Source organism: Micromonospora sp. NBC_01638 (assembly GCF_045209745.1).
In the GTDB taxonomy this organism is placed as follows: Bacteria; Actinomycetota; Actinomycetes; order Mycobacteriales; family Micromonosporaceae; genus Micromonospora.
This window is the reverse complement of sequence record NZ_CP109273.1, coordinates 5,928,770-5,943,595: the sequence shown is the minus strand read 5'-3', so window position 1 is coordinate 5,943,595 and position 14,826 is coordinate 5,928,770. Positions and strand designations below refer to the sequence as shown.

The window sequence follows — 14,826 nt, the reverse complement described above, 5'->3', positions numbered from 1 at the left end:
GAGCACGTCCGCCAAAGGAGGACTCTTCCACCTACTCAAAAGGAGGTACGGCCCGGACCAGGCCGGTCTCGTAGGCGACCACAGCCGCTTGGACCCGGCTCTCCACGCTGAGCTTGGTGAGGATCCGGGAGACGTGGGTCTTCGCGGTGAGCTCGGCGATGTGCAGCCGCCCGGCGATCTCCCGGTTGGAGCACCCGCGGGCAACGAGCTGCAGCACCTCCCGCTCCCGATCGGTGAGCGCCTCCAGCGCGGGCGGTGCCGGGCGGTTCCGGCGCAGCCGGCTGGCCACCAGATGATCGACCAGGCGGCGGGTGGTGGACGGCGAGATGACCGCGCCGCCACGTACCGCCGACTTGACCGCCTCCAGCAGCTGCACCGGCGGCGTGTCCTTCACCAGGAAACCGACCGCCCCCGCCTCAAGGGCGTCGAAGACGTTCTCGTCGGTGTCGTACGTGGTGAGGATCAGCACGTGCGGCGGGTCGGTGGCGGCCAGCACCCGGCGGGTTGCCGCGATCCCGTCCAGCCGTGGCATCCGGATATCCATCAACACAACGTCCGGCCGATGTGCAGCGACCGCGGCCACCGCCCGCTCGCCATCCTCGGCCTCGGCCACCACCTCGATCTCCGGGTCGGAGTCGAGCAGCGCCCGGAAGCCGGCCCGGAGCAGCGCCTGGTCATCGGCGATCACCACCCGGATCACGACGCCTCCAGCGGGAAGGTCGCCGTCACCCGGAAGCCGTCGGGCCCGCCCGCGGTGGAGAGCTCACCGTCGTAGAGGGCGACGCGCTCGGCCATCCCACGCAGGCCCTGTCCCGGGATGAAGGCCGGATCGGCCACCCCGCGGTCGCGCACCTCCACGCTGAGCCGATCCGGTTGGTAGCTCACGCTGAGGTGTGCCCGGACTCCGGGGGCGTGCTTGATGACGTTGGTGAGCGACTCCTGGACGACCCGGTAGGCAGCCAGGTCGAGGCCGGGGGAGAGCGGTACCGGTGTGCCGGAGGTCTCGGCGGTGACGGTGACCCCGGCGTCGCCCGCGGCGGCCACCAGTGACGGCAGGTCGGCGAGTCCCGGCTGCGGTGCGGGCGCCGGGCCGGCCACGCCGCCCCGAACCGGGTCGCGCAGTACGGTCAGCATCCGGCGCAGCTCCGACAGTGCCTCCCGGCCGGTCCGCTCGATCACACTCAGCGCCTCGGCGGCCTGGGTCGGGCGGGCGGCGACCAGATGAGCACCGACCCCGGCCTGCACGGTGATGACGCTCATCGCGTGGGCGACGACGTCGTGCAGCTCCCGGGCGATCCGGGACCGCTCGTCGGCGATGGCCCGCTCGGCGAGCGCCTGTTGCGCCGCCCGCAACTGCTCGGCCTTGACCTCCAGTTCCTCCGCGTACCGCTGTCGCCCGGCCATCGCCACCCCGAGCGCCCAGACCACTCCGTACACCACGGCGACGTACAGCAGCTCCGTCACGTCGACCGGCCACAGGCCGGACACCACCGCGACCATCATCCACAGCGGGGTGGCGAGCGCGATCGCCCGCAGCCACAACGGGCGGCGCCACGCGCCGGCGGCATAGAGCGCGGCCATCAGCGGCAGCGACTGAAGGAAGTGGCCCTCATGCGGTCCGTCGAACGGTGTGGCGAGCCAGAGTGGGTAGGTGACACCGAAGACCAACGCGACGGCGAGCGGATTCCACCGGATCGCCAGCACCGGCAGAGTGTTCGCGAGCAGCAATGGGATGGCGCGGAGCGGGTGCAGCTCGATGATCCGCCATTCCGGTACGGCAAACACGATCGTCAGGACCACCGTGAGCCCGACCAGGGCGCGTCCGGACCGCATTGGCCCAGCCTAGGCGACGGTCGCATGCGGTGTGATCACCACTGAGTCCGTGGCTCACCGTACGTGCGCGCCCAGCACCCAACGGTGTCATCATCCCCGCCGATTCAGGGCACTCCGCTTGCAGCCCGGCAGCATCAGTCGCGGGGCCGAGGCCGGAGTGAAGGGCGGTGAAGTTGTCACCGCCAGCGGGTTCTCCGCGCTGATCGCTTGCGGGGCGGGGTCAGCCGCCACTGCCGACGCCCCAGCGCCTACCCGACGGTCGACCCGTGTGGGCCGGTGCCCCAGGTGCGTACGCCCAGCGCCATCGACTCGGTCAGCGGTTCGCCGTGCAGGGTGGTGCAGCGCTGACCGGGGTGGATCACCACCTGCGGTGGGGTGGCCGGGTCGTCGGCGACGAGGTAACCGTCCGGCCCGCGCAGCACCGCCACGTCGCCGAGGCGCAGCGCCACCGCGTCGGCGTCGTCCGGAACGAGCCAGGCGGTGCCGCTGACCAGCGCCACGACGGTGAGCGGCGCCCGGCTCGATCCGTAGCGCGTACGGCGGGTCGAGCACCGACCGGAGCAGGAAGGCGCCCCGCGCCCGGGGACCGTCGAGCAGCCCGGTGAGGGGGTCCATCGCGCGATGGTAGACGATCGCGAGGGGCACTCGCGGTGCCGGTGACCTGGTGCGGGAGGTGGGCAAAGGTGCGGTTCAGCGGCGTGCGGGTGGCCGGCGAGCGGCTGCGGCACGGCTGGCGGCCGGTGCTGGAGACGACCGTCGCGGCGACCGTGGCCTGGCTGCTCGCCACCCGGCTGGTCGGGCACCCGCAGCCCTTCTTCGCTCCGGCGGCGGCGCTCATCGTCCTCGGCCAGGCCCGGGGACAACGGATCCGGCGGGCCGTCGAGGTCGTCCTCGGTGTCGCCGCCGGGGTGCTGGTCGCGGACCTGGTGGTGCAGGCGCTGGGCACGGGCACCACCTGGACGGTGTTCACCGTCATCCTGCTCACCGTCCTGCTCTCGGCGGCCTTCGGCGCCACCGGCGTGACGTTGGTGCAGGCCGCGGTCTCGGCGCTCTACCTGGTGGTGGTCGCACCGCCGGACGGGTCGCTGGTGCCGTTCCGCTTCGTCGACGCGCTGATCGGCGGCGCGGTCGCGCTCGCCGTCAGCCTGTTGGTCGACGCCCGGCACCCGCTGGCCCCGCTGGCCGCCGAGGTACGGCGGACCTTCGACGAACTGGCCGGGCTGCTGGACGGGCTCGCCGACGCGCTGGACCGCCGCGACGAGCCCGGCGCCGTCGCCGCACTGGCCCAGGCGCGGGGCATGGACGCCCGGGTCGACGGGCTGCGCGACAGGGTGCTCGCGGCCGGCGAGGCGCTGCGGCTCAACGTGCGCCGGCGCCGGCACATCGGCCGGCTCCGGTCGGTGGACGAGTCGATCCGGCAGATCGACTACGCGGTACGCAACGTCCGGGTGCTGGCCCGCGCCGGGGTGACGCTCAGCCGGCTGCAGTCCCCGGCGCCGCCCGAGCTGGACGCGGCGCTACGTGCGCTCGCCGAGGCCGTCCGGGAGGCCGGTGCGGCCCTCTCCGCCGACCTGGACGGGCAGGACGAGGCAGCCGACCGGCACGCCAACCGGGCGGACGAGGCCGCGCTGGCCGCCGTGCACACCGCCGGACAGCTCTTCGGGCTGACCCAGACCCTGCCACTCGCCATGATCATCGGTCAGGTCCGGGCCACGGCCATCGACCTGCTGCGCGGCGTCAACCCGGATGACGACGTCGCCGTCCTCACCCGGGTGGACGACGCCCTCGGCCTTCCCCCGGTCTGACCCGTACCCGGGCGGTCGAGGTCAGGTGGTAAGCCAGGTGGCGGCGGACTGCCGTACCGGGGTGGGGATCTCGTGGCCGCCGGGGAACTCCTCGTAGGTGACGTCGTAGCCGAGGTCGTGCAGGTGCGGGACGAGCCGGCGGCTGCACATGTCGATCGGCAGCACGCGGTCGTCCACCCCGTGCGAGACGAAGATCCGCGGTCGGCCGTGGGTGGCCGGCGGTGCGGCGAAACCGGGGGAGAAGGCCAGCACCCCGTCGACCAGGTCGCCGTTGGCCAGGCCGAGCGAGAGCGCGTACGAGGCGCCGTCGGAGAACCCACCGAACGTCACGTCGCGTACCGGGTAGCCGTCGAAGACGCCGGCCAGCAGCCCGTCGATGCGCCGCACGTCCACCCCGAAGCCCCCGGCGATCAGGTCCCAGCTGCTGGCGGCGGCCTGTGGGGCGACCAGCAGCAGGTGGTGCGCGTCCGCGACCGGCAGCAACAGGTCCAGCCCCTGCCGCGCGGAGCCGCCCGCCCCGTGCAGCAGCACCACCAGCCGGTACGCGGCGCCGTCGGCGACCGGCTCCGGGGCGTACACCATTGCCAACAGCCCACCGCCGGGGGCGCTCACCGGCACCAGCCCGGCGGGCGCCGGCGCCACCGGTGGGTGGGCGCGAGCGGTCAGCCGGCCGAGCCGGGAGTCGTCCCCCGGCTGTCGGTCTGGCGGCGCGGGGTCGGACACGGGTCACCGCTCCTCGCTGTCGGCGGGGTGTGCGCCGCGGTTACCCGACCAGCCACGGGTTAACCGCCGTCTGTCAGGCGCTGCCGGCGAGACACCGGCGCGAAGGGGCGGATCGGGTCAGGCGCTGTCGCGGGCCACCAGGGCGGACGGGAAGAGGGTCAGCGGAGCGGTCGGACGCCGGTCCAGCACGGCCGTGGCCGCGGCGGCGGCGATCCGGCCCACCGGGTGGCTCGCGGTCGTCAGCGCGGGGGCGGTCATCCCGGCCAGCGGGATGTCGTCGAAGCCGGCCACCGCGACGTCGCCGGGCACCCGCACGCCGGCGTCACGCAGGCCCGCGATCACCCCGAGCGCGGTGTCGTCGCTGATCGCGTAGATCGCGTCGACGTCCGGCCAGCGCCGCAACGCCTCGCCGGCCGCCGCCCGGCCGCGCGCCGCGGTGAAGTCCCCGGGCAGCACCCGCTCCGGCAGTCCCGACTGGCGCATCAGCCGCCGGTACGCCTGCACCGGCCGCTGGGAGCACGGCAGCCAGCGGGGCCCGGTCACCATGGCGATCCGGCGGCGACCGCTGGCGTACAGGTGGCGCAGCACCTCGTCGGCGCCGGTGCCGTTGTCGACGTCGACCGACGGGACCATGGCCGAGCCGATGCCGATCGAGGCGACCCGGCCGCGCAGCGACCGCGGTACGGCGTCCAGCAGATCCTGGGTGGTGTTCACCAGCACCACCCCGCACACGCTGCCGTCCCCGGCGAGCTGGTCCAGGCTGTTCGGCGCGCCCAGCGGCAGCCAGTGCAACGCCACCCCGATGGCGGCCGGCGCGCAGACCCGGGCCGCCGAGCCGACCACCCGGTGGACGTACGGGTCGTCCAGCACCGCCGCGCTGGTCCCCAGAACGGCCACGACAAGTCGTACGCCGCCGCCGCGGACCAGCGCCCGGGCGGCCGGGTTGGGCACGTAGGCGAGCTGGTCGACGGCTGCCGTGACCAGTTCCCGGGCTGCCGGCGAGGCGAACCCGGTGCCGGCGATCACCCGCGACGCGGTGGACCGGGACACCCCGGCGACCCGCGCGACGTCCTCGAGAGTTGCCGGTCGGTGTGCCGCTGCCGTCATCGTTGCCTCCTGCGGCGGCCCATCCGGTCGGACAAACGCCTGCTCACATCATGCCCCTGCCAGCCCGTGAGCGGTAAGGGGCGGTGCCGGTTGTGGTGGTAACGCTCTCAGGTGTGCGATTGTGCGAGGAGAGCACCCCGAGGAAGAGGACCTGACCCCGTGAGCGCCCCCACCAGCCAACCCGTAGCCCCGGACACCGCACCGCCGCCTTCGCGGGCTGTGCGGCTCGCTCGCAACGGCGTCGCTGCCACCTTCACCCTCAACGGGCTGGCCGTCGGCAGTTGGTTCTCCCGGGTGCCGGCGGTCCGCGAGGCGTTGGATCTCTCCGCCGGCCGGCTCGGGTTGCTCCTGCTGGCGATGAGCGTCGGCGCGCTGCTCGCCATGCCCACCTCCGGCCTGCTCGCCCAGCGACTCGGCGCGGCCCGCACCGTCACACTGGCCACCGTGCTGGTCGCGGTCGGCCTGACCGTGGCGGGGCTGGGCGCCACGATGACCGGGTCGTTCGCCGTCGTCGCCGTGGGGTTGGTCGCCTTCGGCTACGGCTCCGGCGCCTGCGATGTGGCGATGAACGTCGAGGCCGCGACGGTGGAACGGCGGCTGGGGCGTACCGTCATGCCCCGCTTCCATGCGGCGTGGAGCCTCGGGTCGGTGGCCGGCGCGGGGCTCGGCGCGGCGGCGGCCCGGTTCGACGTGCCGGTCGGCGCGCACCTCGTCGCGGTGGCGGTGGTCGTGTTGAGCGGCACCGTGCTCGCCGCCCGGGCGTTCCTGCCCCTGCGGGGGAGCGACCCCGCCGACGACCCGGCGGACGCCACCCCGGCCGCCCGTCGCCGGGCACAACTCGCCGCCTGGCGGGAGCCGCGCACCCTGCTGATCGGGCTGTTCGTGCTGGTGGCAGCGTTCACCGAGGGCGCCGCCAACGACTGGCTGGCCGTCGCGTTCGTGGACGGCCGGGACCTGAGCGAGGCGGCGGGCGCGGCGGTCTTCGGCGTCTTCGTCGTGGGCATGACCGTCGGGCGCACCGCGGGCACGGTCGCGCTGGACCGGTGGGGTCGGGTGCCGGTGCTCAGCGGCACCATCGGGCTCGCCGTGGTCGGCGCCAGCCTGGCCGTCCTGGCCGGCTCCGGGCCGTTGGCCATCGTCGGCGTCGCGCTGTGGGGCCTCGGTGCGTCGCTGGGCTTCCCGGTCGGGATGAGCGCGGCGGCCGACGAGGAGGCGCACGCGCCGGTGCGGGTGAGCGTGGTCGCGGTGATCGGCTATACCGCGTTCCTGGGTGGGCCGCCGTTGCTGGGGCTGCTCGGCGACGACGTCGGCACCCTGCGCGCGCTGCTGGTGGTGCCGCTGCTGCTGCTGCCGACCCTGCTGCTGGTGCCGGTGCTGCGCCCGCCGTACCCCGCCGACATGGCTCCGTCAGCACATAAAAACTAACCCACGCCACCGCCGAGCGGTATCGGGCGCGTGGCCGACTGCGCCGCGTGCCCGCGCTGGCTACGGTCGCCGAGTGCCAACGGACGAGATCACCGCCGCCGCGGCGGGTACCTGGACCCTGGGCGACCGCACCGTGCGTCGGATGGGCTTCGGCTCCATGCGGATCACCGCGAACCCCGACCGCGACCGGGCCGTCGCCCTGCTGCGCCGTGTCGTGGAGTTGGGCGTCAACCACATCGACACGGCCGCGTTCTACGTCTCGCCCGGTGGAACCCTGCGGGTCGGCACCGGCCCGGCCCGCTACGCCACCGAGCTGATCCGCGCCGCGCTCGCCCCGTACCCGGAGGATCTGGTGATCGCCACCAAGGTCGGCTTCGGGTACGACCCGGTGGCCGGCTTCACCGAGGCGCTCACCCCGGCGCAGTTGCGCGCTCAGGTGGAGGAGAACCTGCGTCGGCTCGGCCGCGACCAACTCGAGGTGGTCAACCTGCGCCTCGGTCGGGGACCGGGGGCGGTGCCGCTGGTCGAGCGGTTCGGCGCCCTCGCGGACCTGCGCGCCGCCGGGCTGATCCGGCACCTCGGGCTCTCCAATGCCCGGCCCGAGCAGGTGGACGAGGTGGCGGGCATTGCGCCGGTGGTCTGCGTGCAGAACAACTACGGGGTGGACGCCTACCGGGAGCAGGACGACTTCGTCCGGGTCTGCGGCGAACGGGGCATCGCGTACGTGCCGTTCTTCGCGCTGGCCGGCACCGGCCGGGAGGCGGGCGCGAGCGCCGCGCAGGGCGGGGCCGTCGAGGCGGTCGCCCGCGCCCACGGCGTCACCCCGCATCAGGTACGCCTGGCCTGGACGCTGCACCAGGGCCCACACGTGCTGGCCATCCCCGGCACCGGAGACCCAGAACACCTGGCGCAGAACATAGCGGCCGGCGCCCTGCGCCTATCCCCCCAAGACCTAACCCACCTGCGCGCCCGACCTTGCCCACCCACCCCGCCCTTGCCCCGTTGATCATGAAGTTAGCGACGTCGATGTCGGCGTGTCGCGCCGCTAACTTCATGATCAACGGGGCCGGGGGCCGGGGGCCGGGGCGGGGGACGGGGGCCAGGGGGGTTTAGTCGTTGAGCCAGACTCGGAGGGGGCCGGTGGTGGTGAAGCCTGCTTCCAGGGCTGGGGTCAGGTCCGGGGTTGATTCGTAGCCGACCAGGTGTGCCTCGGGCAGGGTGGCGCACACCGCCAGCCAGACATCGCGGGGGTTGGTGGTGTGGGTGAACAGGTTGGAAACGCCGTACTGGCCGTCGCCGCTGAGCACCGCACCGCCGGTGGTCACGCCGTGTTCGTCGTGGCGAGCGAGCACCCGTACCCGCGAATCGGCCAGGAGCGCTGGGCGGAACAACTCCCCGCCACCGTGTGCCGCCGCCCAGGCCGTCAGCTCGTCAGGTGTGGTGACCGGGGTGAGCGGTGCGTCGACCGGTGGCTTCGCCGGTGGCCGGTGGATCCACTGGGCGTCGAAGAGCACCCGGAACCCGTACCCGGTCAGGTCTAGGTCGGCGAAGCTGTCCTTCACCGACGCACCGGGTCCCGCGTCGATCCGGGTCAGCAGGGCGTCGGCGTCGACGCCCGGTCGCAGGGTGACCGCGTCCGGATACCACGGTGGGGAGCGGTGGGGGACCGACCAGGCTCCGGCGTCGGTACGGCCGGCCAGTCCGTGGCTGCCGCAGACGATGTCGCACCATTCGGCGTTGTTACGGGCCGCCGCCGTCCGTGGGTCCCCAGGCACGTCACGCAGCCTAGGCGGCTCACCGACCGGCCGAGCACAACGGTCGCTCCGACGGCTCCGGACGAATGGCGCCGGAGCGGCTCATGGGGCGTAGACCAGGTCCATCGTGTCGGTGTGCCCGGACCAGCGCAGGTCGAGGTGCCAGCAACCGGCCTGGGGCATGTCGATGATCGACGGACCGGGACCGCCGGTGACCCGCCGGGTCACTGTGGTGTCGGTGCCGTCCAGCGTCGCGGTGATCACCAGGGTTGCCGGTGACGTCGGGTCGGGCGAGGTCGTGGAGGCGCGGGCCACCCAGAGGATCTTGTTGTTCGACCCGTCCTTTCGGCCCTGCCGCAGCGGATGAGCGAACAGCGCCGCCACGATGTCACCCTTCGCGCCGAAGACGTGCGGAATTCGCGCGTCCCCGCTGAACCCGGCGTCCGCCCAGTCGGGCAGGGACCCCGTCTCGACCCGTGAACCGCAGCCTGTCGTGGCGCTCGCCGTGGTGGCGGCAGCGCCGGCCGACGCGGCCGACCCGCCGCCGGCCGACCCGGCCGACCCGCTGCTTGTCGTGGTCGTGCTGCACCCCGCCAGCAGGACCACCGTTGACGCCAGCATCAACCTGCCCCATGAACCCATCTCGCCCCTTCCGGTACGCGTCGAGGACTCGTCGCATTGTGGTGACACCGGCGGGGCTCGCCAGGTTCCTAGCGCAGTGAGCGGGCGATCTCGATGGCCTCTGCCCTGCTGAGGTCGCCCTCAAGCCGGTAACTCACGTCGGCGTCCTGCCAGATCAGGGTCGAGGCGGCCAGCCGGGCGGTCTCCTTGCGGATCTCGCCGGCACGGTTCACGTACGACAGCACGTGTGGCCTGTCGACCCAGACGGCGAAGTCGCCGTTGACCTCAACCCAGGTCACCCCTGGTGGGGTGGCCTCCTTGTGGAAGGCCAGGTTGAGACGACCATCGAACGCGTCGACGCGCAGCGCGCCGCCGTCGTAGAGCAGCGTCGCCACCCGACAGGTGCCCGTGGAGTCGGGGTCGGCCACCAGCACCTGCTCGGGTGGGCCCAGCTTCGCCGGTAGGCGAATCGGGAACCGCACCGCCCGCTGTGCCTCGTCCAGGGCGACGGCCCGCTGCCCGGGCAGCGGCGACGGAGCGCCGCTGGGCAGCGCCGGCGCGGGCGAGGTGGCGATGCTGACACCGGCGAAGCGCAGCAGCCCCGCGACGGCGTCGGCTATCGCGGCACGGGTTGGCGGCAACACCGCCACGAGCAGGGCGACGAGCGCCGCCGCGGCGAGCGCGCGCCACCGGCGCTGCCGGGGTGCGGGCCCGCTGAGCCGTACGCGGACGCGAGCGGTCACGTCGGGCGGGTCGGGTGTCTCCAGCCAGGCGGAGAGGTCGCGCAGTTCCCGTTCGAGGTCACCCATGCCGGACCTCCTCGCGGTCGAGCAGGCCGCGAAGCTTCGCCAGTGCCCGTGACGTGCGTGACTTCACCGTGCCCCGGGGCCAGCCCAGTGCCGCCACCGTCTCCTCCTCGGTGAGATCGAGGAAGAATCGGCAGACGATCACCTCGCGGTCCCGTACCGGCAGTTGACGCAGGGCCTGCACCAGTGCGGCACGGCGCTCCCCGGCGAGGACCGCGCTGACCGCCCCGTCCTCGGTGATCTCCGATGTCGGGTTCGCCGTCGCGGCCCGCAGGACGAGCCCGTCCCGCCGGCCGCGGGAGCGGTGCAGGTTGCGGGTCTCGTTGGCGACGATCGCGAGCAGCCATGATCGGAAGGACGATTCGCCCCGATAACGGGACAACTTGCGGTACGCCTTGACAAACGCCTCCTGGATGACGTCCTCGGAGTCCGAGCCCGCGCCGAGCAAGACCGCCGTCCGGTGCGCGGACGCGGTGTGCCGGGCGACCAGGAGGTCGTACGCCTCCAGGTCACCTGCCCGAGCGCGGGTGACGAGCGCGTCGTCGTCCAGGGGAGACCTCCGTTCGGATCACACTTATGACACCGGGCACGCGCCGCGGGTTCCACCGGCGGTTTTTCGCGGCGGGTCAGCCGTCTCCCATCGGGCGTGCAGCGTATTGCCAGGAATCGGTGCTGCACTGGAGGGGCGTCGAGGAGAGGGGCTGGGCATGAGCTGGTTCAATCGCCGGTCACGGGGCGCCGAGGCGACCCCGACGAAACTGGACCGGGAGGCGACGCGCGACGACCTCGCCGCGCTGGAGGCGTTCGTCGCCACCCGGCGGGGCGTGGAGTTCTACCTGGAGCCGGAGACCACCGCGACGGACACCACCGTGGTGGCGATCGCCCACGACGGCGAGTGGATCCGTCGCCGTACCGGCACGCCACGCGCGGCGGGGGCCATCGCCCGCAAGCACGCGGTGCCGCTGTACGAGGCGGCGCGCACCGGCTACCCGGAACGGATGCGGGTGTGGAACCGCGCCCATCCGGAACGCCACGCCCGCTGAGCATGATGAACGCGTCGATCCTGCCGTGGGCCAACCAGGCGAGAACGATCGCGGCGGAGCCGTGCATGCGTATCCGTTGGACGTGCTGGGCGAGTTGCTCCGTGATGGCAGGTCGCTCGGTGTTCTTCCGGCTGGCCTCGGCTCCGACCGCGTAGTCGCCGATGGCGACGACGGCGTCCTTGAGGTCGGTGATCCGCTAGCCGCCCAAACCCACCCTCACTCCCGCGATCTTGCACTTCCTGTCGCGGCATAACGCGCGAAGTGCGCATATGGCAGACCGAAACTGCAAGATCGCGGGAGGAACCGGCGTGACGATCATTCGCTGCGGGCTGTCTCCGGGCCGGTGATGCGTTCCAGCAGCGGCAGGGTGGAGGCGATGATGCCGAGACAGGCCGCCAACCCGACGACCACGATCACGTAGAAACCCGGTCCCGGTGCAATGAGCGTGTAGTCCATCTGTGCCCGGAGGAACAGGTGCGCGGCGAGGAGACCCATCCCGATGGCGACCACGGCGACGGCGAGCATCGGTACGGCGCTCTCCAGCGCGACCACCCGGCGCAGGACCCGCACCGGAGCGCCGCTGAGGCGCAGCAGGCTGAACGGGCGCCTGCGTTCGGTGAGACCGCCGATCACGCTGACCGCGAGACTGCACCCGCCGAGCGCCAGGCTGGCAATGATGGTGACGTTCGCCAACTGTTCCCAGCCGCGCAGCGTGTTGGCGAATTCCGACTCGAAGTCGCCGGGCACGTTCGGCCCCACCCAGAAGGTCGGGTAGGCGATCTCGAGTACGGTGCGTGCGCGCTCGATGGCGGCGGCGGAACCGTCCGTGCCGACGACGATCGACATCACCGGCAGCCTGGGGAGATCACCGAGCGGCACCGACGCGGCCGGCCAGACCCTTGTGGACAGAGCCGATTCCCGGAAGGGGATGAGGCCCGTCGGCACCTCGGCGACGCCTGCGCCGTCGGCGCACCGGCCGTGCGCGCTCGGGAGGTCGGTGCACGCGATCAGGCCGGGCTCGCTGGCGCTCATCATGTCCGGGTTCTCGCGCACCGTGGCCGCGTATCGCACGCCGGTGGTCGAGCGCAGTTCGGTGAGCAGCGTGTCGGGCACCGGTGGTGCCTCTCCGCCGAAGTGCATGGACATGGTGCTCGCCTCGGTGGAGCCGATCGGCGCTGGGCCGCGGTTGGCCACGATCGTGGTGATCACGCCGACGGCGACGCTCGTGACGAAGAGCGCGAGCATGATGCCGCTGATCGCCCGGAAGCCGGCCTTCGGGTTGTCGGCGAGGCGTCGCGCGGCGATGAGTGTGGCGGGGCGGCTGGCGTACCGGGCCATGACCCGGGCACCGACCATCGTCAACCAGGGGCCGGCGAGGACCAGGCCGGCCATGATGAGCAGCAGGCCGGGCAGGAACACCGCGGTCTGGCCGTCGGACGTCTCGGGCCGGTGGCCGAGCGCGAACACCAGCACACCGACGCCGAGCAGGAGTGGGATCAGCCGGTAGGCGCGCGGTGCCCGTGGGGTGACCCGTCGGGTGACGCCCAGCGGCGAGATCCGCACGCGGCGCAGCGAGACCTGGGCCGCGACCGCCGCACCGGCCGGGACACCGAGCGCGACGAGCAGGACGTCCAGCACGCCCAGCGACATGTCGCTGGGGAAGAACGGCATGCCGGTGAACGGGATGCCCGCGAGTGAACCGCGGAACGCGGCGAACAGGAGGAACCCGAGGGCGGTGCCGGCGACGGCCGCGGCGGTCGCCTCCACCGCGGCGACCACCGAGATCTGCTTCGGGGTCGCGCCGACCAGGCGCATCGCGGCGAAGCGCTGCTCCCGGCGGGCCGCGCTGAGCCGGGTGGCGGTGCCGATGAAGATCAGCACCGGAAACAGCAGACCACCGGCGATCACGCCCAGGATGAGGTTCATTGTGGTCTCGGGGAGCGCGGGGGTCTCGCCGACGCTGGTGAGCTGCTTGGCGAGGGGCAGCCCGGCGACGTCGTCGGGGGTGCCGCCCATGATGACGAGCAGGGTGTCCGGTGAGGTCAGCGCGGCTGGGCCGACGGTGCCGAGGTCACGCCCAGGGTAGCGGTCGCCCAGTTGGTCGGCCGGGTGGGCGGCCAGCAGCTTCTGCAACGAGGGCGAGGCGTAGTACTCCCCGGGCCCCGGGGTGGTCGGGATGCCGACCGGGGTGGGCGCGCTCGATCCGGTGGCGGCGACGTCGATCCGGATGATCTGCTTGCCGTGGAAGTAGTCTTCCCGGGTCGACCACCACAGCGGATCGGCGTCGCCGCCCGTCGAGGCGCTGGGATAGATCGACGCGTACCGGGTGAGCTGCGCGTTGACGGCGTTGACCCCGGCGAGGGTGGTCAGCAGCAGCCCGCTGCCGATCGCGACGGCGGCGGCGATGACAGCGAGGCGGGTGAGCGCCTCGCGGCCGCCGGCCACGGCGAGGCGGAGCCCGAAGGCGATCATGAGGCGATCCGGTCCGGCGCGTTCACGTGCCCGTCGCGGACCATGACCTCGCGGTCGGCGTACGCGGCGATCCGAGCCTCGTGGGTGACCAGGATGACCGTGGTGCCCTGCTCGCGGGCCGAGCTGACCAGCAGGTCCATGACCTGCTCGCCGGTGAGCGAGTCGAGCGCGCCGGTCGGCTCGTCGGCGAAGAGGACCTGCGGCTCGGCGACCAGCCCTCGGGCGAGGGCGACGCGTTGCGCCTGCCCGCCGGACAGCTCACCCGACCGGCGTTGCTCCAGGCCGTCCAGGCCGAGGCGTTCGAACCAGGCGCTCGCCATTTTGAGTGCCTGCGTCCGGCGTACGCCGCTGAGCAGCAGCGGCAGGGCGACGTTCTCCGCTGCGGTGAGCTCGGGGACGAGCTGGCCGAACTGGAACACGAAGCCGAAGCGGTCGCGGCGCAGACTGCTGCGCTCGGTCTCGGCCATGGCATCGACCCGGGCGCCGTCAAAGAGGATCTCGCCGGAGTCGGGCACGAGGATGCCGGCCAGGCAGTGCAGCAGGGTCGACTTGCCCGAGCCGCTGGGGCCCATGATGGCGAGAACCTCGCCCGCGTCCACGGCGATGCTGGCGCCACGCAGCGCGGGCGTCCGGCCGAAGGAGAACTCAACGTCGCGTGCTTCGATCACGACGCTCATGGCCGCACCGCCTTCCGCAGGGCGTCCAGCCGGGCGCCGGTCATCTCGATCCACCGGAGGTCCGCCTCCAGGTGGTACAGGCCGTGGTCGGCGAGCAGGGCGTCGACCAGGTTGCCGGCGCGTTTGATCTCGGTGAGCTCACGCATCCGCCCCAGGTGCGCGCTGCGCTGGGTGTCGAGGTATTCGTCGGCGGGACGGTCCAGCATTAGCGCGAGCACGACCTTGGCGAAGAGCACGGTCTGCAGGTGCGGCTCCGGGTCGACCGGCTGGGTCAGCCACTGCTCGACCTCGGTCGCGCCCAGGTCGGTGATGATGTAGCGCTTGCGGTCGGGGCCGGAGCCGGGGGCGACGTCGCTGATCACCACCTTGCCGTCCCGGGACAGTCGGCTGAGGGTGGAGTAGACCTGGCCGAACGGCAGGGGCTTGCCCCGGCCGAAGAAGGCGTCGTAGTCACGCTTCAGGTCGTACCCGTGGCTGGGCTCCCGTTCGAGGAGGCCGAGAAGGGTCAGTGGCACGCTCATGCCAGGAGACTACACCGAGGGTATACCTCGCGTATATAC

At 72.9% G+C, this 14,826-nt stretch carries 16 protein-coding genes; 4 read left to right on the top strand and 12 right to left on the bottom strand.

The window, feature by feature from the left end; translation table 11 throughout:
* Window positions 1–31: 31 nt before the first annotated feature.
* From OG811_RS27835 to OG811_RS27825, 3 genes are all read right to left on the bottom strand, one after another.
* Window positions 32–700 carry a response regulator gene (locus OG811_RS27835; protein ID WP_406069945.1) on the bottom strand — a complete coding sequence of 223 codons (669 nt, stop codon included), beginning with the start codon at window positions 698–700 and terminating at the stop codon, window positions 32–34.
* On the bottom strand, window positions 697–1,833 hold the full coding sequence (locus tag OG811_RS27830) for a sensor histidine kinase (RefSeq protein WP_406069944.1): 1,137 nt from the start codon (window positions 1,831–1,833) through the stop codon (window positions 697–699). Before OG811_RS27830 ends, OG811_RS27835 begins: the two co-directional genes overlap by 4 nt.
* A 248-nt stretch (window positions 1,834–2,081) precedes the next feature.
* Window positions 2,082–2,333: a cupin domain-containing protein gene (locus OG811_RS27825; protein ID WP_406069943.1), complete on the bottom strand. Its 252-nt coding sequence runs from the start codon at window positions 2,331–2,333 to the stop codon at window positions 2,082–2,084.
* A 183-nt stretch (window positions 2,334–2,516) separates the two neighbouring features.
* On the opposite strand from OG811_RS27825, the gene OG811_RS27820 reads away from it, so the two are divergent.
* On the top strand, window positions 2,517–3,638 hold the full coding sequence (locus tag OG811_RS27820; protein WP_406069942.1) for an FUSC family protein: 1,122 nt from the start codon (window positions 2,517–2,519) through the stop codon (window positions 3,636–3,638).
* A 21-nt stretch (window positions 3,639–3,659) separates the two neighbouring features.
* On the opposite strand, the gene OG811_RS27815 is transcribed toward OG811_RS27820, so the two are convergent.
* Window positions 3,660–4,361: an alpha/beta hydrolase gene (locus tag OG811_RS27815; RefSeq protein ID WP_406069941.1), complete on the bottom strand. Its 702-nt coding sequence runs from the start codon at window positions 4,359–4,361 to the stop codon at window positions 3,660–3,662.
* 117 nt (window positions 4,362–4,478) lie between these two features.
* Window positions 4,479–5,468, bottom strand: coding sequence for a LacI family DNA-binding transcriptional regulator (locus OG811_RS27810; RefSeq protein ID WP_406069940.1), 990 nt, complete (start codon window positions 5,466–5,468; stop codon window positions 4,479–4,481).
* 159 nt (window positions 5,469–5,627) lie between these two features.
* Between OG811_RS27810 and OG811_RS27805 the strand changes: the two genes are divergently transcribed.
* Window positions 5,628–6,893, top strand: coding sequence for an MFS transporter (locus tag OG811_RS27805; protein WP_406069939.1), 1,266 nt, complete (start codon window positions 5,628–5,630; stop codon window positions 6,891–6,893).
* Window positions 6,894–6,966: 73 nt separating this feature from the next.
* On the top strand, window positions 6,967–7,899 hold the full coding sequence (locus OG811_RS27800) for an aldo/keto reductase (protein WP_406069937.1): 933 nt from the start codon (window positions 6,967–6,969) through the stop codon (window positions 7,897–7,899).
* A gap of 103 nt (window positions 7,900–8,002) precedes the next feature.
* Here the strand turns inward: OG811_RS27800 and OG811_RS27795 are convergent, their stop codons facing one another.
* The 4 genes from OG811_RS27795 to OG811_RS27780 all read right to left on the bottom strand — a co-directional run bounded on the left by OG811_RS27795 (window position 8,003) and on the right by OG811_RS27780 (window position 10,522).
* Window positions 8,003–8,668, bottom strand: a complete 666-nt coding sequence (locus tag OG811_RS27795) for a hypothetical protein (RefSeq protein WP_406069936.1) — start codon at window positions 8,666–8,668, stop codon at window positions 8,003–8,005.
* Window positions 8,669–8,749: 81 nt separating this feature from the next.
* Window positions 8,750–9,268, bottom strand: coding sequence for a hypothetical protein (locus OG811_RS27790; protein WP_406069935.1), 519 nt, complete (start codon window positions 9,266–9,268; stop codon window positions 8,750–8,752).
* Window positions 9,269–9,357: 89 nt separating this feature from the next.
* Window positions 9,358–10,077, bottom strand: coding sequence for a hypothetical protein (locus OG811_RS27785; RefSeq protein WP_406069934.1), 720 nt, complete (start codon window positions 10,075–10,077; stop codon window positions 9,358–9,360).
* Window positions 10,070–10,522, bottom strand: coding sequence for an RNA polymerase sigma factor (locus tag OG811_RS27780; RefSeq protein ID WP_406069932.1), 453 nt, complete (start codon window positions 10,520–10,522; stop codon window positions 10,070–10,072). Before OG811_RS27780 ends, OG811_RS27785 begins: the two co-directional genes overlap by 8 nt.
* 259 nt (window positions 10,523–10,781) lie before the next feature.
* Here OG811_RS27780 and OG811_RS27775 point away from each other — a divergent pair, with 259 nt between their 5' ends.
* Entirely contained in the window at window positions 10,782–11,117 is a 336-nt protein-coding gene (locus OG811_RS27775; RefSeq protein ID WP_406069931.1) for a hypothetical protein, read from the top strand.
* A 315-nt stretch (window positions 11,118–11,432) separates the two neighbouring features.
* Here the strand turns inward: OG811_RS27775 and OG811_RS27770 are convergent, their stop codons facing one another.
* From OG811_RS27770 to OG811_RS27760, 3 genes are read right to left on the bottom strand one after another with little or no spacing between them, the layout of a single operon-like run.
* Window positions 11,433–13,589 carry an FtsX-like permease family protein gene (locus OG811_RS27770; RefSeq protein ID WP_406069929.1) on the bottom strand — a complete coding sequence of 719 codons (2,157 nt, stop codon included), beginning with the start codon at window positions 13,587–13,589 and terminating at the stop codon, window positions 11,433–11,435.
* Window positions 13,586–14,266 carry an ABC transporter ATP-binding protein gene (locus tag OG811_RS27765; RefSeq protein ID WP_406069927.1) on the bottom strand — a complete coding sequence of 227 codons (681 nt, stop codon included), beginning with the start codon at window positions 14,264–14,266 and terminating at the stop codon, window positions 13,586–13,588. The genes OG811_RS27770 and OG811_RS27765 overlap by 4 nt, the downstream gene beginning before the upstream one ends.
* Window positions 14,263–14,787 (bottom strand): PadR family transcriptional regulator, encoded by a 525-nt coding sequence (locus tag OG811_RS27760; protein WP_406069925.1) that lies wholly within the window; start codon window positions 14,785–14,787, stop codon window positions 14,263–14,265. Before OG811_RS27760 ends, OG811_RS27765 begins: the two co-directional genes overlap by 4 nt.
* Window positions 14,788–14,826: the final 39 nt, after the last annotated feature.

Excerpts from the sequence above, each read along its gene's own strand:
- OG811_RS27760 (WP_406069925.1), bottom strand. The coding sequence starts at position 14,787 with ATGAGCGTGCCACTGACCCTTCTCGGCCTCCTCGAACGGGAGCCCAGC.
- OG811_RS27770 (WP_406069929.1), bottom strand. The coding sequence starts at position 13,589 with ATGATCGCCTTCGGGCTCCGCCTCGCCGTGGCCGGCGGCCGCGAGGCG.
- OG811_RS27765 (WP_406069927.1), bottom strand. The coding sequence starts at position 14,266 with ATGAGCGTCGTGATCGAAGCACGCGACGTTGAGTTCTCCTTCGGCCGG.
- OG811_RS27830 (WP_406069944.1), bottom strand. The coding sequence starts at position 1,833 with ATGCGGTCCGGACGCGCCCTGGTCGGGCTCACGGTGGTCCTGACGATC.
- OG811_RS27775 (WP_406069931.1), top strand. The coding sequence starts at position 10,782 with ATGAGCTGGTTCAATCGCCGGTCACGGGGCGCCGAGGCGACCCCGACG.
- OG811_RS27785 (WP_406069934.1), bottom strand. The coding sequence starts at position 10,077 with ATGGGTGACCTCGAACGGGAACTGCGCGACCTCTCCGCCTGGCTGGAG.
- OG811_RS27790 (WP_406069935.1), bottom strand. The coding sequence starts at position 9,268 with ATGCTGGCGTCAACGGTGGTCCTGCTGGCGGGGTGCAGCACGACCACG.
- OG811_RS27810 (WP_406069940.1), bottom strand. The coding sequence starts at position 5,468 with ATGACGGCAGCGGCACACCGACCGGCAACTCTCGAGGACGTCGCGCGG.